Raw genomic sequence first — 20,907 nt, 5'->3', positions numbered from 1 at the left:
GCATCGCCTCACTAACCTCTTGAACTGGCATTACTATATTTAATTCATTTCATTTCATAATTATTTTCATTTCGTGATACGTACGGATAACCCGGATGAACACTCCGGAGTCCGATATCGGGCCCGCGAAGGCCCGGGCGGAACGCCCCCTCTCCTTGTGGGTGTGGCGGATGGTTTCGCTCGAGAAGCGACTGGGATGGAGTATTCGGTAAATTAATCTATTCCGTATGGATCCGATTCCGTAACCGTGTTTCGGCCCCTTCCCCCACCTGATAGATATGGCTGCAACCACTGCCCGAGACGAGGACTACGTGAGCGAAGCGAGCACCGGCGAATCCCTACCCGACGAGCGCCCGAAGCCGGGACGACCGCGGAAGTACGCGTCCGCCGCCGACCGGGTCCGGGCCTACCGGGAACGGGAACGACAGAAGAGGGAGGCGGCCTCGCTGGCCGAGCCGACCACTCCCCCGGGCCCGGCCGAAGCAGCCACCAACCTGGCGTCCGCCGTCGCCGCACTTCGCACCCTGAGCGCGACGACGCTCGAGCAGTACAGCGCCGTCGCCGCGCAGATCACCGCCGCCGTCGACAAGCTCACCGACCCGGACGCGCTCGAGGCGCAGATGAACCGGGCCACCACGGAACTGGCGAAGGTGAAGGCGGACGCGGAGGCCAGGATCGCCCGCCTGCGCGAGCAACTCGCCCAGGCGACCGAGGACCGCGACAACGCGGAGGCCGCCGTCGAGGCCGTCGACCGGGAGCTGGCGGACGCCCACGCGGCGCACGACACCCGGATCCGGGAACTGGAGACCGCACATCGCGACGAGTCGACGCGAGCGGCCCAGGAGCACGCGGACACCCTGCGCACCTGGCAGGAACGCATCGATGCCACCGCGGCCGCGCACGCCGCGGAGCTCGCCGAGTACCGGTCGACCGTCACCACCCAGCAACAGCAGCTCGCCCGGCTCGAATCGGAACTCGCGGCCCTGCGTGACGATCTGGTGCACACCCGCGCCGCCGCGGAGAAAGAGGCAGCCACGGCCGCCGCGGCCACCGCCCGGCTCGACACCGATCTCACCGCGGAACGCGCCCGCGTCGAGAAGCTGCGCGGCGCCCTGGAAGAGGCCCGCATCGCGGCGGCGGCCGCCCAGGCCGCCGAGACCGCGGCCCGCGACCGGGGCGACGAACTTCGGGCCGAGATCATCGACCTGCGCGGCGAGCGGGATCGGCTACGGGTCGACCTCACCGCGGCGCGCGCCGCAGCGGCCGAGTCCCGCCACGAGGCGGACACGACGCAGACGGCGCCGGCCGAGAGCTGACCGGGCGGCGGGATCCCCGACCCCGGCGGCGGCCGGACGCCCATGAGGGGCACGGGCTGCACCTCCGCCCGGGTGTGGCGCGCACGGCACCGGGGGTTGCGCGGCACGAGGGCCGCCCCCGCCTACCCTGTCACGGTGAACGAAACGCAGCCGCCCGCCGGGCCCACCGATCCGGGGGCCGGGGTGCAGCACGACCGGCTCCGGTTGTTCTCGTTCGCGACGGCCGAGAAGCGGGCCGAATACCTCTGGGTGCTGCGTGCTTTCGACCTCGCCCGCGCCAACTACGTGGTGCTGCTGCACGCCGCCGAGGTCGCGGCGATCCTCGAGCGGACCGGCTCGGCGGATCCGGCGGCGGCGCTGTCGGCCCAGGACGTCGCACCGCTGCTCGAGCAGCTGCACGCCTGGGGTGTGCTCGAGCGCAGCTACGACGGCACCCGGGCGGCGTCGCTGGCCGAGTACCGCAACCGGCACTACGTGTATCAGTTCGGCCGGGCCGGTTATCACGCCTTCCGGGCCGTGGAGGATGTGCTGCGGGCGCGCGGCGAGGACGCGTCGCTGTCGCGTCTCGCGCTGGCGGATCTGCTGGCCGACCTGACCGAGCTGGCGGCCGCGAACGCGGCCGGGGACGGAGAGCTCATCTATCGCAAGCTGTCGCGGCTGGACACGACGTTGTCGGACATGGCCGAGCGGGCCGCGGGGTTCTATCTGATGCTCGGTGACCTGGTGCGCACCACCGAGGTCACGCCCGAGTCGTTCCTGGCGCACAAGGATGCGGTGCTGGCGCACATGCGCGAGTTCAGCACGGACCTGGCCCGCTACGCACCGAAGCTGGCGGCCGCGCTGGCACGGGTGCAGGAGACGGGGATCGACCGCATGCTGGGGTTCGCCGCCGCGCACGACGAGCGGGTGCTGCTGCCCGCACCCGAACGGCAGGCGGACTGGCGAGCCCGATGGCGCGGCCTCGAGCGGTGGTTCGTCGGCGCCGGGGACGTGCCGAGCGAGTCGGAGCGGTTGCGGGAGGGCACGATGAGCGCGATCGCGGCGGTGCTGGCGCTGCTGCGCCGGGTGACGGAGACCCGGCGCGGCGGGGTGAGCCGCGAGTCGCAGCTGCGGCACCTGGCCGGCTGGTTCGCGGCCGCGCCGAGCGAGGAGTCGGCGCACGCGCTGTTCGGAGCGGTGTTCGACCTGGGCCGCCCGCGTCACTTCTCCGCCGTGCATCCCGACCCGGAGACGATCCCGGTGACGACGTCGTGGTGGGAAGCGGCACCCGTCCCGATCGCCCGGACGCTGGCCGAGACCGGGCGCACCCCGTCGGCGGGGGCGCCGGCGCGGGTGCAGCGCAACGAATCCGGGATCCGGCGGTTGCGGGAGCGGCAGCTGGCGGCGCAGCGGGCGCGGGCCGAGGCGGCGCGATCCCTGGCGGCGGGCGGCGTGGACGAGCGGGAGTTGTCCGAGCCGGAGACCGAGGTGCTGTTGAGCCTGCTCGACGCGGCACTGTCGGCGCGCGTTCCGGTCAGCGGCACCGTGCCGGGGGCGACGGGCACGCAGAACGGGGTGCGGCTGACGTTGAGCCCGGCCGCGGAGGGCACGGTGGTACGCACGGCGCGGGGCCGGCTGCATCTGGACGGGCTGCGGGTGAGCGTGCAGTGAGGGCCCGGCGGATCTCGCCGCTCGACCGGGATTCGTACCAGCGGGCGGCGCGCCTGATCCTGTCGCACCATCTGGTGACCGCGCAGTACCCGGACCGGGCCGCGCTGCCGCTGCTGCGCCGGTGGGCGACGGAGCTGCGGGAGGACCTGCTCGAGTTGTTCGGATACCGGCTGGAGGTGACCGAGACGACCGCGCGGTTGTTCACCGTCGCGGACCGGCTCGATCCCGGGGGCGGCGCGCGCACGGTCACCGACCGGCCCTTCGACCGTCGCCGGTACGCCTACCTGGCGCTGGCGCTGGCGGCGCTGGGACGCGCCGGCGGGCAGATCACGCTGTCGGAACTGGCCGAGCAGGTCGCGTCCGAGGCCGGCCAGGTGCCCGGGGTGGAGCTGGCCACCGAGCGTGCGACCGACCGGGACGCGTTCGTCGACGCGGTGGCGTGGCTCGCCGCGCGGGGGGCGATAACGCTGGCGGACGGCGACGCCGGCGGCTGGGTGTCGGATCCGGACCGGGGTGAGGCGCTCTACGACATCGACCGGCCCGTGGTGGCGGCGCTGTTCCGGCCGCCGCGCGCGCTACAGCACCTGCGCTCGGTGCGGGGCCTGCTCGCCGCCGGTGACGGCCGCGACGGGGACCGGATCGCGGACACCGCCGAGGTGGCACGGCGGGTACGGCGGGCGCTGGTGCAGCGACCGGTGGTGTACGCCGAGGAACTCGACGACGACGCGCGGCTGCAGCTGGCGCTGCCACGGACGACCGCGGGGATCGAGCTGCTGACGGGGCTGGTGGCCGAGCGGCGCGCGGAGGGCGTCGCGCTGGTCGATTCGTCGGGGCGGATGTCGGATCTGCGGTTCCCGGGGGTGGGAACGGTTCCGCAGGTGGCGTTGTTGCTGGCCGGGGAGATCTGTGCGCGGGTGTCGGATCCGGAGTCGGTACCGGTGCGGTTGCCGAGGCCGGCGGATGCGGAGGCGGAACTCGAGGCGGGACTGGACGCGGCGATTCCGGCGGCCGGGGTGTTCGCGTCGCTGGCCGGTGATGCCGGCGCCGGGCCGGCGGACACGACACCGGCGCAGCAGCCGGCGCCGACGCATCCGCTGGTCGAGGACAGCTGGCTGGCGGAGACGGCGGCGAAGCTGGTCGACGAGTTCGGCCGTACCTTCGCCGCGCAGTGGCAGGCCGACCCGGCGGGCCTGCTGGAGGCGGCGGTGACGTTGTTGCAGCGGCAACGGTTGGTGGCACGGGTGCCGGGCGGGGTGCTGGCGTTGCCGGCGCTGGCCCGGTTCCGGGGAGTGGTGGTGACGGTGCGCGAACGCGACCCGCGCCTCGCGCCGGCCGGTGAGGATTCGAACGAAGCGGAGATGTCGTGAGCAGTGCCCGTTTCCGGCCGACACGTGCCGGGATCATCAATCTGTGGGACTACCGGGACCAGGAGTTCTCGTTCGCGGACGGCCGGCTGGTGCTGCGCGGGCCCAACGGGTCGGGCAAGACCAAGGCGCTCGAGGTGCTGTTCCCGTTCGTGTTCGACGGGCGTATCGAGCCGCGGCGGCTGAACCCGTTCGCCGGCGAGGAGCGCACGATGCGGTCCAACCTGCTGTACCAGGGGCAGGACAGCGCGTATTCGTATGTGTGGATGGAGTTCTGCCGCGGCCGCCGGGACGATCCGGAGGCGGTGACCGTGGGGGTCGGGATGCGGGCGGCGCGCGGCAACGACAAGGTCACGCGGTGGTATTTCGTCGTCGACGGCCGGGTCGGTGTGGACTTCTCGCTGCTGGATGCGGCCGATCGCCCGCTGACGCGACGGCAGCTGATCGAGGAGGTCGGGGCCGACGCGGTCACGGACCGGCCGGTGGACTACCGGGCGGCGATCGATGCGCGGTTGTTCGGGCTCGGGATCGAGCGGTACGACCAGCTGATCAACCTGATCCTGACGCTGCGCCGGCCGCAGCTGGCCAAGAACCTGGACCCGAAGGGGTTGTCGCAGGCGCTGACCGACGGGTTGCGGCCGCTGGACGAGCAGCTGGTGCTCGAGGCGGCGCGGTCGTTCGCCGACATGGAGGAGGTCTCGCGCGCGCTGGAGTCGCTGGCGGCGGCGGACGAGGCGGCGCAGCGGTTCGTCGCGGTGTATGCGACCTACCTGGGTCAGCAGGCCCGCGCCGACGTCGACCGGCTCGGGGCGCGGTTGGCGGCGGTCGAGGGCGGGAGTGCGGAGTGGACGGCGTCGATGACGGCGTTCGACCGGGCCGGCGCGGAGCGGGCGCAGGCCCACGAGCGGCTCGAGCTCGCGGAGCGGGACCTCGAGCAGGCCCGGGCGACTCTCGAGGCGCTGCAGCGGTCGAGCGCGTACGAGGGCAAGCAGCAGCTCGACGATCTGGCGCAGGTGGTGGCGGACCTCGAGCGCACCACGGCCGGGCAGGCGGAGCAGGCGCAGCGCGCGAGGGCGGAGCTGGCGCAGCGCGACGAGGAGGCGCGGCGGGCCGCGGCCGCGGCGACGGACGCGGCGGCCGCGGTGGGCCGCGCCGAGGACGCACTCGCCGCGGCGGCGCGGGATGCGGGTGTGGAGTGGGCGCCGCCGGCCGAGGACGCGCCGGGCGAGCAGATCGCGGCGACGGTGGCGGCGTGTGCGGAGGAGCGGGCCGCGGATGTGCGGGCGGTGCGGGCGGCGGTGGCGGCCGCGGAGGGCGCGGCGGCGGCGCGGGTGCGGGCCGAGACGACCGCCGAGCGGGGCCGGGCGCAGCTCGAGTCGGCCCGGGCGGCGGTGGCCACGGCGGACGCGGTGGTGGAGCTGGCCCGCGCGGAGGCGTCGAACCTGTTGCGGGAGTGGTGGGTCGGTCACCGGGACACGTGGTCGGTGCTCGGCCTGCCGGAGGAGCTGGTCGAGGCGCTGGCCGCGGCGATCGCGGCGGCCGGCGACGACGAGGCCGCGACGCCGGCGGCGGCGCTGGCCGAGCGCACGGCCCCGGTGGTCGAGGAGTTGCGGTTCCGCGGCCGCGGCCTGGAGGCGGAGATCACGCACGCGCGGGAGCGGATCGCGGTGTTGCGGGCCGAACGGGACCTGGTCGAGGCCGAGCGCGACGACGCTCCCCCGTCGTTCCCGATGCGGCCGACCGGGTCGTCGGACCCGTCGGGGGCGCCGCTGTGGCGGCTGGTGCGGTTCGCGGACGACGTGAGCGCGGAGGCGGCCGCGGGACTCGAGGCCGCGCTGGAGGCGGCGAACCTGCTGACGGGCTGGGTGTGCGGCGGTGCGGGGGACGTGCCCGCGGGGGCGGTCGCGCTGATGCCGGTGCCGCCGGCGCAGCGCCCCACCGGCCGGACGTTGGCCGACGTGCTGGTGGTGGAGCCGGACACCGGGGTGCCGGCCGAGCGGGTGCGGGCGGTGCTGGCGTCCGTCGCGGTGCGGGATGCGGTGACGGACGAGACCGGCCCGGCCGTCGACGAGCGGGGCGGCTACCGCCAGGGGGTGCAGCTGGGTCGGCACACGAAGGCGGAGGTCGAGTACATCGGGGCCACCGCGCGGGCCCGTCGCCGTCGCCTGCGGGTGACCGAGCTCGACGCGGAGATCGCCGCGGCGCAGAACCGGATGGCGGGCGCGGAGGCGGAGCGGGCGGAGCTCGACGGACGGCTCGCGCAGCTGGAGCGGGCCGCGGCGGCGGTGCCGCGCACCGGCGCGGTGCTGGCGGCGCTGCGGAAGGTCAGCGAGTGCGCGGGTGCGCTGCGCACTGCCGGGGAGGCGGCGGCCGCGGCGGACCGGGACCTCGATCAGGTGATCGCCGAGTGCGCCGTGAAGGAGCAGCGGGTGCGCTCGGTCGCGGCCCGGCACCGGGCGCCGCACACGGCCCGCGAGCTCGAGCATCTGGCGGCGGCGATCCGGTTCTTCGAGTCGCAGGGCCAGGCGGTGCTGCGCGCCCGGCGTGAGCACGTCGCCGCGGCCGAGCGGGCGCGGGAGGCGCAGGTGCGGCGCGACGACGCCCGGCTGGCGGCGGAGGAGTCCGCCGAGCGGGCGGTGACGGCCGAGGAGTCGCTGGGGCAGCAACAGCAGCGGCTGGGGACGCTGCGCGAGGCGTTGGGTGCCGACGCGCAGCAGATCGACGCGCAGCTCGCGCAGGCGCGCGAGCGGATCGAGGCGGCGCGGGTGGAGCAGCGCGCCGCGCGCCGCGCGCACGACGACGCGGTCGAGCGGCTCGGGAAGGCGGAGGCGGCGCACGTCGCGGCGGAGCAGGCGCTGCGGTCGGCGCTGACCGAGACGCGGGCCGACGCCGCACAGCTGGCGCCGTATGCGCGGCCGGACGTGCTGTCGCTGCTGGGAATCTCGGAGGAGCTGCGGTGGCCGTCGGCGGCGGCGTGGCCGGCGCCGGAGCAGGTGGTGGACCGGCTCGCCCGGGCGGGCGGGGACGTGCCTGCGGTGCCCGCGGCGGTGGGGGCGCTGTACGCGGCGCTGGCGGCGGCGACGGCGACGGTCAAGGGCGGGGACGGAGCCCGCAAGGCGGCCCGGTCGGCGTTGACGGCGGCGTTGCAGGAGTTCGACGGTCAGCTCGCCGCGGCCGGTCAGGACTATCGGCTGCAGTGGGATGCGCCGGAGGGGTTGACGGTGGTGCGGGTGCAGGACGAGCAGGGGTTCTCGTCGGTGGCGGAGTTCGCGGTGCGGATCGGGGCGGCGCGGCGGGAGCAGGAGCTGCTGTTGACCGACGCGGAGCGGCGCATCCTCGAGGATGCGCTGCTGGCGGGGCTGGCGCAGCAGATCCACGAGCGCACCGAGGACGCGCGGGAGCTGATCGCCCGGATGGGGGCGGAGATGCGGCAGCGGCGCATGTCGTCGGGTACGACGGTGGGCGTGCGGTGGGTGCCGGCCGATCATCTCGACGATCAGGCACGGGCGGTGTGCCGGCTGCTGGACCGGGAGGTGTCGGCGCTGGGGCCGGAGGAGCTGGCGCGGGTGCGGGCGCATTTCGCGGCGCGGATCCGGGCGGAACGGGCGGCGCATCCGGAGCGGTCGTATCCGGAGATCCTGGCGACGACGCTGGATTACCGGCGGTGGCGGGTGTTCGCGTTCGGGTTGATCGGGGCGGACGGCGCGGAGGATCGGCTGACGGTGGCGCGGCATTCGGCGTTGTCGGGGGGTGAGCAGTCGGTGTCGCTGCATCTGCCGTTGTTCGCGGCGGCGCATGTGATGCTGGATTCGGCGGATCCGCAGGCGCCGCGGCTGCTGGCGCTGGACGAGGCGTTCGCCGGGGTGGACGACAACGGCCGGGCGGAGCTGCTCGGGTTGAGCGTGCAGTTCGACCTGGATCTGTTCATGACGGGCTACGACCTGTGGATCACGTATGCCGGGGTGCCGGCGTGTGCGCACTACGATCTGGCGCATTCGGTGGCCGAGCACACGGTCGGGGCGACGCTGCTGGTGTGGTCGGAGGGCGGGTTGCTCGCCGAGCACGACGGGTCGAATCTGGCGGCGGCGCTGGGGTCGCCGGGCACGCGGCGGGTGCCGGTGCCGGTGGAGGGGGCGCTCGAGTTCGCGTAGGGGTGCGGGCGCTCCCCTACCGGATCGATGCGGGAGTCGGTGTATCCACCTCTGCTCGGATACGCCGGGCGGCGGGTCCTGTCTCTGGGCTGCGTGAGCGGTTCAGCCAGGGAAGTGGCCTCGTTTTCGGCTTTTTTTGAATGTTCCGCTGTGGTCGGATTTTGCCGGTGACGTTGTGTCGCGTCGCGGACCGGTGGCCCGCCGACACCCAAGTCGGGGCTCCCGACTGCGGCAGATACCGGAGGAGCACCGGGCCGGATTCGGAGAATTTTGTCGCTACCGGGCGCCGGCGCTGCACGCTCTCGAATCAAAGGCGACGGGCACACCGAAGAGCTGCCCGGTCGGTACGCATTGACACGCCTGTCCGCACTCACCGGGATGCCCGGTGACAGGCGTGTGATCGTCTCGGACACATTGGGACACAATGGTTTCCGAAGACAGAATACGGGCCGCACCGGACTCTCGAGAATTCGTCCTGCCGGTCGTGCAGGACCGATCCACCGGCGCCCAAGGGCCGCGAGTAACGCGCTCGGTGGGCAGGGGCCGCTGACGGAACCAGTGGCACCGCTCTCCCCGGAAAGATCGACCAGTGTCGATCGCCGAACATGAAGCCAAGATGTACCGGTTGTGCGGCGCGACGTCGTGTATCGCGGATGACCAGGAAGAACACTTGACGGCAGCGGTACACAGCGACGACGGCCGGCACTCTTGTGCATTGCTCAGTGTCGATACGTCACACCGGAATTGTCACCTCGGTTCGCAAGACGGCGCTGCAATCTGCGTTCCATTTCGCGGAGTTCGGCAAGGCGCGCTCGACCGCTCGCCGTTTGGTCGTAGCCTTGCTTCTTTTCGTCTCGAACGCGCAACTGCACCGATGCGAGAAGTCGTCGGTCGTCCGTCGGATCGGGTATCACCGCATTCCCCGTAGTCTTCGTTTTCCTCGTCGGCTTCTTCTTGGGTGTCGTGCCGGTGGTCGCCGGCACCTTGGCGGTACGCATGGCCTCGGGTTGACTTGAACGAGACTTCTCAGCGCTCTTGCCGGACTTCTTCTTCGACGGTTGCCGACGCACATTGTTGAGCGCGGTACGTGCCTTCGCAGCGGATCTGCGGTGCTGTTCCTCTTCCGGGCTGTCCGAAGCGAAGGAACCACTGAGCGGACGCAGCCCCTTGGAGGCCAGATACTTCTCCGCTGTAACGATGGTGCGTTCGTGCTTGACACAACGTTTGCAACGTTTGGGATCGGATCCGGTAACAGCGTTCGGTGAACCGCACCAACTGCACTTCGCGGGCCGCGCTCGCGGTGCACTTTTTCGAGGTGCATCCGGATCGACGACGGCACTCTTGATGTCTCGGACACCCCACACGGGCGTACGTACTTTGCTCGCGGGAGCACCGGTATGCAAATGGACCCCTGCTCGGCGCGCACGGACCATATTGACCTCCGAACTCCGTCGAACACGCATGCAGTTCACCGCAAACTACATGATGCTGACCAGACAACCGCGTAGACCGCTCCAGTGCAGTCGCTGCATCCAACTAGCACGACCGCGTCAAGCCATCAGAGGCGGCAGGTGCAACGCTGCCTCGCCGCCCTCGCCCAGCTCGGTCTCATCTCCCGCGGCGACCAGCAGCGCGTCGCCATCACCATCGCTCGCGAGGACCGTCGCCCCACCTGTTACAACCTGACGATGCGCCGGGCGACACATCGTCGCCCCGCTCCCACGCACGGGGCGACAAATGTGCACCCGACGGGGTGACAGCTGAGCAGCCACGGGGTGACACCCCTGTCACCCGAACCGCCCTTGAACCAAGAAATGAACCTGCTGCGTCGCGCTCGACGCTTCCAGCCCGCACCGCGAAGACGGCGCATCGGCAGCATCATCCGCAGATCGAGCAACTGCCGTGGCGTGCCGCCGGGCCGGCCTCGTAGCACGGTTCGACACCCTGACCGCGGAGAAGGCCTCGATGATCGCGCACGCGGTCGACGTCCACGGCATCGACGCGCTCGTGCGCGCGGCACTCGAACGCCATCGACTACAAGATCCCGCCCGCTCGGCGGCGGCGTGGATCCCGACCTGGCAGGAACTGCGTCCGCCGCGGCCGAAACTTCCACCTAATCCGAAAATGAGGTGACTTGCGCACGGGTGCGAACACGTGCCAGCTCCCGGCCGAGCGGAGCGGAAGCGGGCGTGTCGTGGTGCGGGTCAGGCGGCCGGTGTCAAGGTGACGGAGTACCCGAGGGCTTCGAGTTGACGAATGTGACTGCGTTTCTGTCTGTCCGGGTCGAGGTGGCGGGTGAAGTGATCGGCACCGAGATCGGCAAAGGCTGCGTTCTCGTCGGAGAGCAGATGCCAGACAATGATCAGGATCGAACGCCCGCCAGCGACGATGGCTCGCTTCTTCCCTCGTCGTCTGGCGATCCGCCGATACCTGGCACCGAGAAACGTGTCGGTGCGGCCCGCAATCACGGCGGCCTCCCCGAGAACCCGGGCAAGGTAGCGGTTGCCGTGCCCGGTCGAACCGTTGCCCTTGGACTTACCCGCGGAGGAGTGGACACCGGGAGAGAACTTCGCCCAGGAGCACAAGTGCCCGGCGGTCGGGAACCGCGACATGTCCACCCCGATTTCGGCGAGAATGATCGCGGCGGCCACCGGCCCGATCCCCGGGATCTCATCCAGTTGCGCCGCCGCCTGCGCGAAAGGGGCCAGCTGCGCCTCGATCTGTTCGTCGACCGCGGCGATGTCGGCGTCGATCGCATCGATCCGGCCCAGCATCCGCGTGAGCAGGAACGCGTGGTGGTAGAGAGTCGAGTGTGCACATCCCGTCGTTACGCCTCGGCGTGTCGCGACGAGATGTGCACACTCGATGCGCTCTATCGCAGCGGGATGCCGAGCAGAGCGTCGACGGCGTTCGCGAACGCGACGGGCGCGGAGGTGTCGTCGCCGCCGCGGTCGACGGCGAAGCGGGCCCAGGCGTCGAGGGCGTCGAGGGCCTTGGGGGTGTCGAGGTCGTCGGCGAGGTGCTGACGCAGCCGCGCGATGGTGTCGTCGGCGGACTGGGCCGAGCCCAGGGCCGCGGCGTCGCGCCACAGGGCGAGGCGGGCCTGGGCGTCGGCGAGGACCTGATCGGTCCAGGCGCGGTCGGTGCGGTAGTGCCCGGCGAGCAGGCCCAGGCGGAGGGCGGCGGGGTCGACGCCCTGGCCGCGGAGCTTGGAGACGAACACGAGGTTGCCGCGGGACTTGGACATCTTCTCGCCGTCGAGGCCGATCATCCCGGTGTGCACGTAGTGCCGGGCGAAGCGGCGGTCGCCGGTGACTGCCTCGGCGTGGGCAGCGGAGAATTCGTGGTGGGGGAAGATCAGGTCGCTGCCGCCGCCCTGGACGTCGAAGCCGCTGCCGATGCGGTTGAGGGCGATGGCGGCGCATTCGATGTGCCAGCCGGGGCGGCCGTCGCCGAACGGGGACGGCCAGGCCGGTTCGCCGGGCCGCTGCGCGCGCCAGAGCAGGGCGTCGAGCGGGTCGCGCTTGCCGGGCCGGTCGGGGTCGCCGCCGCGTTCGGCGAAGAAGTGCTCCATGGTGGCGCGGTCGTAGCCGGATTCGTAGCCGAACTGCTCGGTGGCGTCGGCGCGGAAGTACACGTCGGGGTATTCGGCGTCGTCGACGATGTACGCGGCGCCGGAGGCGACGAGTTTCTCGACCAGTTCGACGACCTCGCCGACGGATTCGACGGCGCCGATGTAGTCGCGGGGCGGCAGGACGCGCAGCGCCTCCATGTCCTCGCGGAACAGGGCGGTCTCGCGCATGCCGAGGACGATCCAGTCTTCGCCGTCGCGGGCGGCCCGTTCGAACAGCGGGTCGTCGACGTCGGTGACGTTCTGGACGTAGTGCACGTCGTGGCCGGCGTCGCGCCACACGCGGTGGACCAGGTCGAAGGCGAGGTAGGTGGCGGCGTGACCGAGGTGGGTGGCGTCGTAGGGGGTAATGCCGCAGACGTACATCGTGGCCGTGGGGCCCGGGGTGACGGGGCGGACCGCGCGATCGGCGGTGTCGTACAGCCGGAGCGGGGGGCCCTGACCGGGGACGGACGGGAGCGCGATGTCGGACCATGACAGCATGCGCACGAGCCTAGTAGAGGGCGCGGGCGGCTCCGGACGGAGGCCGGGTCCTCAGAACGCCGGCCAGGGGATGCGCCGCTCTCCGACCGGGCGGGGCATGACGGGGCGGCGGAGCAGGGCGCCGACGCGGCCCCGCAGGGCGGCGACCTCGCCGGCGGTGATGTGGGTGCCCAGCCGCTGCCCGAGTTCGCCGTCGAGTTCGCGGGCGAGTTTGTCCAGGTCGACGAGCAGCGACGGGTCGACCTGGCTGCCGGCCCAGCCCCACAGCACGGTGCGCAGCTTGTTCTCCCGATGCAGGCAGATGCCGTGGTCGACGCCGTACACGCCGCCGTCGACGCCCTCGAGGGCGTGCCCGCCCTTGCGGTCGGCGTTGTTGAGGATCACGTCGAGCACGGCCATGCGCTGCAGTCGCGGGTCGTCGGCGTGGACGAGGACGACGTCGGTGCCGTCGAGATCGCGGGCGCGCAGGACGGGCAGCCAGCCGGGCGGGACGGCGTCGATCGGGCACAGGTCGACCAGGTCGAGGCGGCCGGGCGGGTCGGCGGGGTCGGGGGTGTCGATCCACCGCTGCACCATGCCGGTCCCGAAGGGTCCCTCGCGCAGCACGGTGGTGGGGATGACGCCCCAGCCGAGGGCCTCGGAGACGAGGTAGGAGGCCACCTCCCGGCCGGCGAGGGTGCCGTCGGGGAAGTCCCACAGGGGCCGTTCGCCGCGGACGGGCTTGTACACGCAGCGCACGGTGGTCGCGTCGAGGGTGGCGTCGCACACCAGGGTGGCGTTGCTGGCGTGCACGACGCGGCCGACCACGGTGAGTTCGCCGTCGGTGAGCACGGTGCGGACGTCGGGGCTGCCCACCGGCTCAGGTCTCCTCGCCGAGCCAGGCGGCGGGGTCGAAGCCCTCGGTGCGCAGGTACCCGTTGGTGCGTACGCAGATGTGGCCGCCGCCGACCGGTTCGCCGCACAGCGGGCACGGGGTGCGGCCGGCGGCGACGACGAGTTCGGACCGGGCGGCGAATTCGCGGGCCTGCTGGGGGGTGAGGAAGACGCGGACCGCGTCCGGGCCCTCCTCGGCGTCGTCGAGGACGACGGACTCGTCGACTTCGGTCTCGGTGACGGCGAGCAGCTCGACGACGACGTTGCCGCTGTCGGCGTCCCAGCCCAGGCCCATGGTCCCGACGCGGAACTCCGCGTCGATGGGGGTGACAAGCGGACTGATGTCGACGTCCGCGTCTTCGGGCAGGTCCGTGCCGAAGCGGCGGTGCACCTCCTCGAGCAGCAGGCCCATGCGGTCGGCGAGGATCTGCACCTGCTGCTTCTCGAGCATCACGCTCACCACCCGGGAGGCGTGCACGGCCTGCAGGTAGAACACCCGGTCGCCGGGTTCACCGACGGTGCCGGCGACGAACCGGTCCGGGGTCCGGAAGACATGTATCGCGCGGGCCATCGCACCTCCTCGTTGTCGAATCCATCCGGTGTCGCTCTCCCATTATCCGCCGCGGGGACCGACCTCCCCGCCCGGCACGGGCGCCGGTTGCGCCGGCGGCGCGAGCCCGGACAGGTCCGAGCCGGTGTCGTTGACGCGCAGCACGAACGGGCGGGTCTCGGTGTAGCGGACGACGCTGAGGGAGGCGGGCTCGGCGACGATGCGCTGATAGCCGTCGAGGTGCGTGCCGAGCGCGTCGGCGAGGACGGCCTTGATGACGTCGCCGTGGGTGCAGGCGATCCAGACGACGTCGCCGCCGTGGGCGGCGGCGAGGCGGCCGTCGTGTTCGCGGACGGCGGTGACGGCGCGGGCCTGGACCTGTGCGAGGCCTTCGCCGTCGGGGAACACCGCGGCCGAGGCGTGCTGCTGGACCACCTTCCACAGCGGTTCCTTCAGCAGGTCACCGAGTTCGCGGCCGGTCCACTGCCCGTAGTCCACCTCGACGAGGCGGTCGTCGACGAGGGGGGTCAGGCCGCGGTCGGCGGCGAGGGGGGTCACCGTCTGGCGGCAGCGCAGCAGCGGCGAGTGCACGATCTCGGCGATGGTGAGGCCGGCGAGCCGGTCGACGAGGCCCTTGGCCTGGATGTGGCCCATCTCGTCGAGTTCGACGCCGGGGGTGCGGCCGGCGAGGACCCGGGAGGTGTTCGCCGTCGAGCGCCCGTGCCGCAGCAGGATGACCGTCATGAAGCCAGCCTAATGGGCCGGGCGCCCGACGAGCGGGCCCGGCGTGGGTCCCGGGGTCAGGTGGCCGAGATGGTGCCGGTGGCGAGCAGGGCCAGGACGACGGCGCCGAGGGCGATGCGGTAGCCGACGAACCAGTACATCGAGTGGTTGACGACGAACCTGAGCAACCAGGCGATCGAGGCGTAGCCGACGGCGAATGCGACGGCGGTGGCGACGAACAGCTGGGCGCCGGAGGCGTTGAGGCCCTCCCCGGCGGGTTCGAACGCGTCCGGGAGGCTGAACAGGCCGGAGGCGACGACGGCGGGGATGGCGAGCAGGAACGAGTACCGGGCGGCGGCCTCGCGGGTCAGGCCGAGGAACAGGCCGGCGCTGATGGTGCCGCCGGAGCGGGACACCCCGGGGATCAGGGCCAGCGCCTGCGCGCTGCCCATGAGGATGCCGTCGCGGAGGGTGAGTTCGTCGAGCTTGCGGGTCTTGCGGCCGTAGCGTTCGGCGGCGGCGATGACGAGGGCGAACACGATGAGCATGGTGGCGATGAGCCACAGGTTGCGGGCGCCGGTGCGGATCTGGTCCTTGAACAGGAATCCGAGGACGCCGACGGGGATGGTGCCGACGATCACGTACCAGCCCATGCGGTAGTCGAGGTCGCTGCGGTGTTCGCGGTGGGCGAGGCCACGGAACCACGCGGCGACGATGCGGACGATGTCCTTGCCGAAGAAGACCAGGACGGCCGCCTCGGTGCCGAGCTGGGTGACGGCGGTGAAGGACGCGCCGGCGTCGGTGCCGAAGAAGATCTCCGAGACGATCCGCAGGTGGCCGGAGGACGAGATCGGGAGGAACTCGGTCAGACCCTGCACGAGGCCGAGGACGAGGGTCTGGAGCCAGGTCATGGATTCGCCGATCACGCGGCGACCTCCGGGTGATCGTGGGGACGGTCGCCGGGGGTGGGGTCGATTTTCACCTGGGCGAGGGTACGCGGCGCGGCGGAACGGTTTTCGCGGCCTCGCGGCACTAGGGTGCTGGGTCAGGGGCGGCGGTCGCGGCTGCGGCGGATCGGCCCCGTCGGTCGGATGGTCACGAGGCGCGGGCGGATATGGAACACAGAACGGTGGGTGCGAGCGGGCTGCGGGTCTCGCGGCTCGGTCTGGGCACCCTGAGCTGGGGACGCGGCACGGACGGGGACGAGGCGGCGGCGCAGCTGTCGGCGTTCGTCGACGCCGGCGGCACCCTGGTCGACACGTCCCCCGCCTACGGCGACGGGGTGGCACAGCGGATCCTGGCGGAGCTGCTCGACGACGTGGTGCCGCGGGATCAGCTGGTGGTGTCCGGCAGCTCGGGCATCGACACCTCGAAGGTCGGGGCGGGCCGGGTGGACTGTTCCCGTGCGGGCCTGCTCACGCAGCTGGACCGCACGTTGCGGGAGCTGGGCACCGACCACCTGGACCTGTGGCAGGTGGCGACGTGGGATCCGCGGACGCCGGTCGACGAGGTCGCGGCGGCGCTGGAGTTCGCGGTGACCAGCGGCCGGGCCCGGTACGTGGGGGTGCGTGGGTACCTGGGCTGGCAGCTGGCGACGGCCGCGGCGGTGGCGACGCGCCACGCGCCGCTGGTGGCGACGCAGGTGGAGTACTCGCTGCTCGCGCGCGGGGTCGAGGAGGAGCTGATCCCGGCGGCCCTGCACCACGGGGTGGGGGTGTTCGCGGCGGTGCCGCTGGCGGGCGGGGTGTTGACCGGCAAGTACCGCGACGGCATCCCGGCGGACTCGCGCGGCGCCGACGACGTGCACACCGAGGAGGTGCGCAGCTATCTGACCGAGCCGGCGGCGCGGGTGGTCGAGGCGGTGGCGACGGCCGCGGACGGCCTCGGGACGTCGCCGCTGGCGGTGGCGCTGGCGTGGGTGCGGGACCGGCCGGCGGTGGCGTCCACGGTGGTCGGCGCGCGGGATCTGGCGCAGCTGACCGGGGTGCTGGTGGCCGAGGAGCTGGAGTTGCCGGCCGCGATCGCGGCCGCGCTCGACGACGTCAGTGCGTGACCTCGGACACGTCGCCCCCCGGATCCGCCGCCGGGTCAGGTTAGCCTGTCTTCTAGGTCGGCGTGGGTGCGCCGACGGTGGACGTCGGGCACGAGGAGGAACCGGTCGATGACCGCGATCGAGGTCACGGGGTTCGCGGAACGGCTCCGGCGCGAGACGGCGCAGGCGCACAGCGACACCGAGAACGCGCAGTTCGTCACCGAACTGCTGGCCGGCCGGCTCACCCGGGAGGGCTACGCGGCGCTGCTCGCCCAGTCGTGGTTCGTCTACGAGGCGCTCGAGCGGGTGGGCCGGGGCCATGCCGGCGACCCGATCGCCGGGCCCTTCCTGGACGACGCGTTGCTGCGCACCCCGGCGCTCGAGGCGGATCTGACGTTCCTGCTCGGCCCGCGGTGGCGGGAGACGATCGCGCCGCTGCCCGCGGCCGAGCGGTACGTCGCGCGGCTCGAGCGGGTGGCCGCGGCGCGGCCGGAGGTGTTCCTGGCCCACCACTACCTGCGGTATCTGGGGGACCTGTCCGGCGGCCAGATCATCCGGCGCATGCTCGAGCGGGCCTACGGGTTCGACCGGGACGGGCTGCGGTTCTACATCTTCGACGACATTCCCAAGCCCAAACCGTTCAAGGACGCCTACCGGGCGAAGCTGGACGCGGCGCCGCTCGACGAGGTGCAGCAGCGCACGGTGATCGACGAGGCCAACCTCGTGTTCGGGCTCAACGGCGACCTGTTCGCCGACCTGGCCGCCGACCTCGATCGGTACCGCACGACCCCTCCCCTGCCATGACGCGGCGCGGCCTCTTCGCGTTCCTCGCCGCGGCGCTCGCGCTCGTCGCGCTCGTCGCCGGCTGTTCGGCCGCCCCGACCGGGGGTGCCGGGACCGGGGCGCGCACCGCGGTGGTGGACGACCCGAACCCGCGGCCGATCACCGAGGCTCCCGCCCCGGCGCTGCCGGTGACGGTCCGCAGCGTCGACGGCGCCGAGGTCACCGTCACCGACGTCGCCCGCATCGTCACCGCCGATCGGTCGGGCACCCTCGCGCAGACCGTGTTCGCCCTCGGTCTGGGGGACCGGCTGGTGGGGCGGTCGACGGCGGGTTTCCCCGCCGTCGAGCAGGTGCCCAATGTCACCCCTGGTGGGCACGGGCTCTCGGCCGAGGCGATCCTGGCCCTGGCCCCGACGGTGGTGCTGACCGACACGTCGGTCGGCCCGCTGGCGGTGCAGGAGCAGCTTCGGGCCGCGGGCGTGCCGGTGGTGTTCGTCGACCCGCGCCGCACGCTGGCGACGGTCGGCGAGCAGATCCGTTTCGTGGCCCGGGCCCTCGGCGTGCCCGCGGCGGGTGAGGCCCTGGCCCAGCGCACCGACGACGAGATCGCCGCGGCCCGCGCGGCCGTGCCGGACGACGGCGACCGCCCGACCGTGGCGTTCCTGTACCTGCGCGGGTCGGCGATCAAGATGCTCGGCGGTCCCGGGTCGGGCGCCGACGCGCTCGTCGAGGCCCTCGGTGGCCGAGACGCGGGCACCGTCGCCGGCTTGACCTCCGAGTTCACCCCGATCACCAGCGAGGCGATGATCGCGTCCGCCCCCGATGTGATCTTGATCATGACCGAGAGCCTCGCCTCCGTCGGCGGACCCGCGGGGCTCGCCCAGCTGCCCGGCGTCGCGCAGACCCCCGCCGGGCGCGACGGCAACGTCGTCGACATGGCCGACTCGGTGCTGCTGAGCTTCGGCCCGGACACCGGGCGGGTGCTCGCCGCGCTCGCCGCTGCGCTCTACCCCGCCGCGCCGGCATGAGCGCCGTCGACACCGCCGCGCCCGCCCGGCTGCCCGCCGCGCACCGCGGCCGGACCGCCGCGGTGGTCGCGGGCCTGACGGTCGCGCTGCTGGTGCTGGCGGTGCTCTCGGCGTGCCTCGGGCAGGTGCCCACGTCGCCGGCCGAGGTGATCGGCAGCGTGCTGCACCGCGCCGGGCTCGACCTGGGGCCGCTGCCCGCCCACCCGGCCGGGGAGGTCACGCTGTGGGAGGTGCGGTTCCCGCGGGTGGTGCTGGCCGTCCTGGTCGGCGCGTCGCTGGGCTGCGCGGGGGCCCTGTTGCAGGGGGTGTTCGCCAACCCGCTGGCCGAGCCCGGCGTGATCGGCGTGTCCGCGGGCGCCGCCGTCGGCGCGTGCGCCGCGATCGTGCTCGGCGGCGCGTTCACCGCCGGATGGGCCCTGGCCGGCGCCGCGTTCGCCACCGGTCTGCTGACCACGAGCCTGGTGTACGTGCTCTCGCGTTCCGAGGGCCGCACCGAGGTGGTGACGGTCATCCTCACCGGCGTGGCGGTCAACGCGTTCGCCGGCGGCCTGATCGCCCTGTTCACCTTCGTCGCCACCCCCGCCGCCCGCGACCAGATCGTCTTCTGGCAGCTCGGCAGCCTGGGCGGGGCCACGTGGGACGTCGTGGTGGTGGTCGCGCCGCTGGCGCTGGGCGGGATCGCGGCGGCCGTCGTGCTCGCCCCGAAGCTGGACCTGCTCGCCCTCGGCGAGCACGTCGCGCGGCATCTCGGTGTCGACGTCGAACGGGTGCGGCAGGCCGCCATCGTGATCGTCGCCGTGCTGGTGTGCTCCGGGGTCGCGTTCACCGGCATCATCCTGTTCGTCGGCCTCGTGGTGCCGCACCTGATGCGGATCGCGCTCGGGCCCGCGCACCGCGTGCTGATCCCCGCCGCCGCGCTGTGCGGCGCGGTGGTGCTGCTGGCCGCGGACCTCGGCGCCCGCACCCTGGTGGAGAACGCGGACCTGCCGCTGGGCATGCTGACCTCGCTGGTCGGCGGCCCGGTGTTCTTCTGGATGCTGCGCCGCACCCGGGCGCGCCAGGGAGGCTGGGCGTGAGCCCGCGCCTGCCGTGGCCGGACCGGCACGTGCCGGCCCGTGCCGGCCGCGGCGCGGTGACGCTGCGCGCCGCCGGGGTGCGGGTCCGCCGCGGGGACCGCGTCGTCCTCGACGGCGTCGACCTCGAGGTGCGGGTCGGGGAGGTGCTCGCGCTCGTCGGCCCCAACGGCGCCGGCAAGTCCACCCTGCTGGCCGCGCTCGCCGGCGACCATCCCGTCGCCGCGGGCCGCGTGGCGGTCGGCGACCGCCCGCTGGAGGAGTTCTCGGCCGCCGCCCTGGCACGTCGACGGGCGGTGCTGCCGCAGCAGCACGCCGTCGGCTTCGCGTTCACCGCGCTGGAGGTGGTGCGGATGGGTCGCGCGGCGTGGGCGCGCACCGGGCGCAGCCGGGACGACGACGCCCTGGTGGCAGCCGCGCTGACCGAGGCCGACGTCACGCACCTGGCGCACCGGCCGTTCCCCGCGCTCTCCGGCGGCGAACGGGCCCGGGTGGCGCTGGCGCGGGTACTGGCCCAGGACACCGAGACGCTGCTGCTCGACGAGCCCACCGCCGCGCTCGATCTGGGCCATCAGGAGACGGTGATGCAGGTGGTGCGGGCCCGCGCCGACGCGGGCACCGCCGTCGTGGTGGTGCTGCACGACCTGGACCTGGCCGCGGCGTACGCCGACCGGATCTGCGTGCTCGAACGGGGCCGCGTCGCCGCCGACGGCCCGCCCGCGCAGGTGCTGACCGGCGAGCTGCTCACCCGCGTGTACGACTACCCGGTGCGGGTCCACGCCCATCCCGAGACCGGCGCACCGCTGGTGCTGCCGCACCGGCCGCCGCGGCACCGCGAGGCGGGTGCGGCGGGGTCAGCGGCCCGGCAGCATCCCGAGCACGCGGTCGAGCAGCGTCGGTGACCGGCACGGCCGGGCGCGCGCGACGGTGTCCCGCACCGCCGCCACCACGCTGCGTTCGTCGGCGAGGTCGATCTCCGCGACCGACGCCCGGGCCCGGGCGATCACGTCCGCCGCGGTGGGGACGGCGACACGGCCCGCGGGCCGGTACACCTCCACCCGCAGCGTCTTGCGGCGCACCCGGAACGAGAACGGCTGTCCCTCGTCGGTGCGACCGAACCCGTGCGCGTGGACGCCCGGGCTGACGTATTCGACGGCGAAGCCGTCGGCGGGCACGTCGGCCGAGCCGGTGGGCCAGGTCACATCGGTCTCCTCGCGGGGTGGAGGGCGGGCGAGGCGCCTGCGGCGGCG

At 73.1% G+C, this 20,907-nt stretch carries 18 protein-coding genes; 10 read left to right on the top strand and 8 right to left on the bottom strand.

What is annotated here, in order from left to right; all coding sequences use genetic code 11:
* Nucleotides 1-278 precede the first annotated feature (278 nt).
* From KZJ41_RS14785 to KZJ41_RS14770, 4 genes are all read left to right on the top strand, one after another.
* A complete protein-coding gene (locus KZJ41_RS14785; protein ID WP_232334189.1) occupies nt 279-1,316 on the top strand; it encodes a hypothetical protein in 1,038 nt (345 codons plus the stop codon).
* Nucleotides 1,317-1,499: 183 nt separating this feature from the next.
* The gene (locus KZJ41_RS14780) at nt 1,500-2,966 is read left to right on the top strand and encodes a TIGR02677 family protein (protein WP_006939368.1); all 1,467 of its coding nucleotides are present in this window, start codon (nt 1,500-1,502) and stop codon (nt 2,964-2,966) included.
* Nucleotides 2,963-4,333 (top strand): DUF2398 family protein, encoded by a 1,371-nt coding sequence (locus KZJ41_RS14775; RefSeq protein ID WP_029543726.1) that lies wholly within the window; start codon nt 2,963-2,965, stop codon nt 4,331-4,333. The genes KZJ41_RS14780 and KZJ41_RS14775 overlap by 4 nt, the downstream gene beginning before the upstream one ends.
* Complete coding sequence (locus KZJ41_RS14770) at nt 4,330-8,481, top strand: TIGR02680 family protein (protein WP_251549254.1); 4,152 nt, start codon at nt 4,330-4,332, stop codon at nt 8,479-8,481. Before KZJ41_RS14775 ends, KZJ41_RS14770 begins: the two co-directional genes overlap by 4 nt.
* 719 nt (nt 8,482-9,200) lie before the next feature.
* Here KZJ41_RS14770 and KZJ41_RS14765 read toward each other — a convergent pair.
* Nucleotides 9,201-9,845 carry a hypothetical protein gene (locus KZJ41_RS14765; protein WP_251549252.1) on the bottom strand — a complete coding sequence of 215 codons (645 nt, stop codon included), beginning with the start codon at nt 9,843-9,845 and terminating at the stop codon, nt 9,201-9,203.
* A 207-nt stretch (nt 9,846-10,052) separates the two neighbouring features.
* On the opposite strand from KZJ41_RS14765, the gene KZJ41_RS14760 reads away from it, so the two are divergent.
* Nucleotides 10,053-10,238 carry a hypothetical protein gene (locus KZJ41_RS14760; protein WP_251549250.1) on the top strand — a complete coding sequence of 62 codons (186 nt, stop codon included), beginning with the start codon at nt 10,053-10,055 and terminating at the stop codon, nt 10,236-10,238.
* A 447-nt stretch (nt 10,239-10,685) separates the two neighbouring features.
* Here the strand turns inward: KZJ41_RS14760 and KZJ41_RS14755 are convergent, their stop codons facing one another.
* The 6 genes from KZJ41_RS14755 to KZJ41_RS14730 form a co-directional block, all read right to left on the bottom strand.
* On the bottom strand, nt 10,686-11,255 hold the full coding sequence (locus KZJ41_RS14755) for a transposase (RefSeq protein WP_251549247.1): 570 nt from the start codon (nt 11,253-11,255) through the stop codon (nt 10,686-10,688).
* 98 nt (nt 11,256-11,353) lie between these two features.
* Nucleotides 11,354-12,595 carry a cysteine--1-D-myo-inosityl 2-amino-2-deoxy-alpha-D-glucopyranoside ligase gene (gene mshC / locus KZJ41_RS14750; RefSeq protein WP_006939365.1) on the bottom strand — a complete coding sequence of 414 codons (1,242 nt, stop codon included), beginning with the start codon at nt 12,593-12,595 and terminating at the stop codon, nt 11,354-11,356.
* 51 nt (nt 12,596-12,646) lie between these two features.
* Nucleotides 12,647-13,450 (bottom strand): SCO1664 family protein, encoded by an 804-nt coding sequence (locus KZJ41_RS14745; protein WP_050035239.1) that lies wholly within the window; start codon nt 13,448-13,450, stop codon nt 12,647-12,649.
* Nucleotides 13,451-13,454: 4 nt separating this feature from the next.
* A complete protein-coding gene (locus tag KZJ41_RS14740) occupies nt 13,455-14,039 on the bottom strand; it encodes a DUF3090 domain-containing protein (RefSeq protein ID WP_006939363.1) in 585 nt (194 codons plus the stop codon).
* A gap of 42 nt (nt 14,040-14,081) precedes the next feature.
* Nucleotides 14,082-14,762 (bottom strand): histidine phosphatase family protein, encoded by a 681-nt coding sequence (locus KZJ41_RS14735; protein ID WP_006939362.1) that lies wholly within the window; start codon nt 14,760-14,762, stop codon nt 14,082-14,084.
* A 56-nt stretch (nt 14,763-14,818) separates the two neighbouring features.
* Nucleotides 14,819-15,664 carry an undecaprenyl-diphosphate phosphatase gene (locus KZJ41_RS14730; protein ID WP_170914091.1) on the bottom strand — a complete coding sequence of 282 codons (846 nt, stop codon included), beginning with the start codon at nt 15,662-15,664 and terminating at the stop codon, nt 14,819-14,821.
* 191 nt (nt 15,665-15,855) lie between these two features.
* Here KZJ41_RS14730 and KZJ41_RS14725 point away from each other — a divergent pair, with 191 nt between their 5' ends.
* From KZJ41_RS14725 to KZJ41_RS14705, 5 genes are all read left to right on the top strand, one after another.
* Entirely contained in the window at nt 15,856-16,794 is a 939-nt protein-coding gene (locus KZJ41_RS14725; protein ID WP_029543698.1) for an aldo/keto reductase, read from the top strand.
* A gap of 108 nt (nt 16,795-16,902) precedes the next feature.
* Nucleotides 16,903-17,577, top strand: a complete 675-nt coding sequence (locus tag KZJ41_RS14720) for a heme oxygenase (biliverdin-producing) (RefSeq protein WP_006939358.1) — start codon at nt 16,903-16,905, stop codon at nt 17,575-17,577.
* On the top strand, nt 17,574-18,584 hold the full coding sequence (locus tag KZJ41_RS14715) for a hemin ABC transporter substrate-binding protein (RefSeq protein ID WP_006939356.1): 1,011 nt from the start codon (nt 17,574-17,576) through the stop codon (nt 18,582-18,584). The genes KZJ41_RS14720 and KZJ41_RS14715 overlap by 4 nt, the downstream gene beginning before the upstream one ends.
* Nucleotides 18,581-19,660 (top strand): iron ABC transporter permease, encoded by a 1,080-nt coding sequence (locus KZJ41_RS14710; protein WP_251549245.1) that lies wholly within the window; start codon nt 18,581-18,583, stop codon nt 19,658-19,660. Before KZJ41_RS14715 ends, KZJ41_RS14710 begins: the two co-directional genes overlap by 4 nt.
* The gene (locus KZJ41_RS14705; protein ID WP_050035238.1) at nt 19,657-20,559 is read left to right on the top strand and encodes a heme ABC transporter ATP-binding protein; all 903 of its coding nucleotides are present in this window, start codon (nt 19,657-19,659) and stop codon (nt 20,557-20,559) included. Before KZJ41_RS14710 ends, KZJ41_RS14705 begins: the two co-directional genes overlap by 4 nt.
* Here KZJ41_RS14705 and KZJ41_RS14700 read toward each other — a convergent pair.
* Nucleotides 20,512-20,859: a hypothetical protein gene (locus KZJ41_RS14700; protein ID WP_050035237.1), complete on the bottom strand. Its 348-nt coding sequence runs from the start codon at nt 20,857-20,859 to the stop codon at nt 20,512-20,514. The genes KZJ41_RS14705 and KZJ41_RS14700 overlap by 48 nt on opposite strands.
* Between the last annotated feature and the right edge of the window lie 48 nt (nt 20,860-20,907).

It is taken from the genome of Rhodococcus sp. 11-3 (genome assembly GCF_023704055.1).
Classification (GTDB): domain Bacteria; phylum Actinomycetota; class Actinomycetes; order Mycobacteriales; family Mycobacteriaceae; genus Rhodococcus; species Rhodococcus aetherivorans.
Note: the sequence above shows the minus strand (reverse complement) of the source record. Positions and strands in the feature narration are given on the sequence as shown.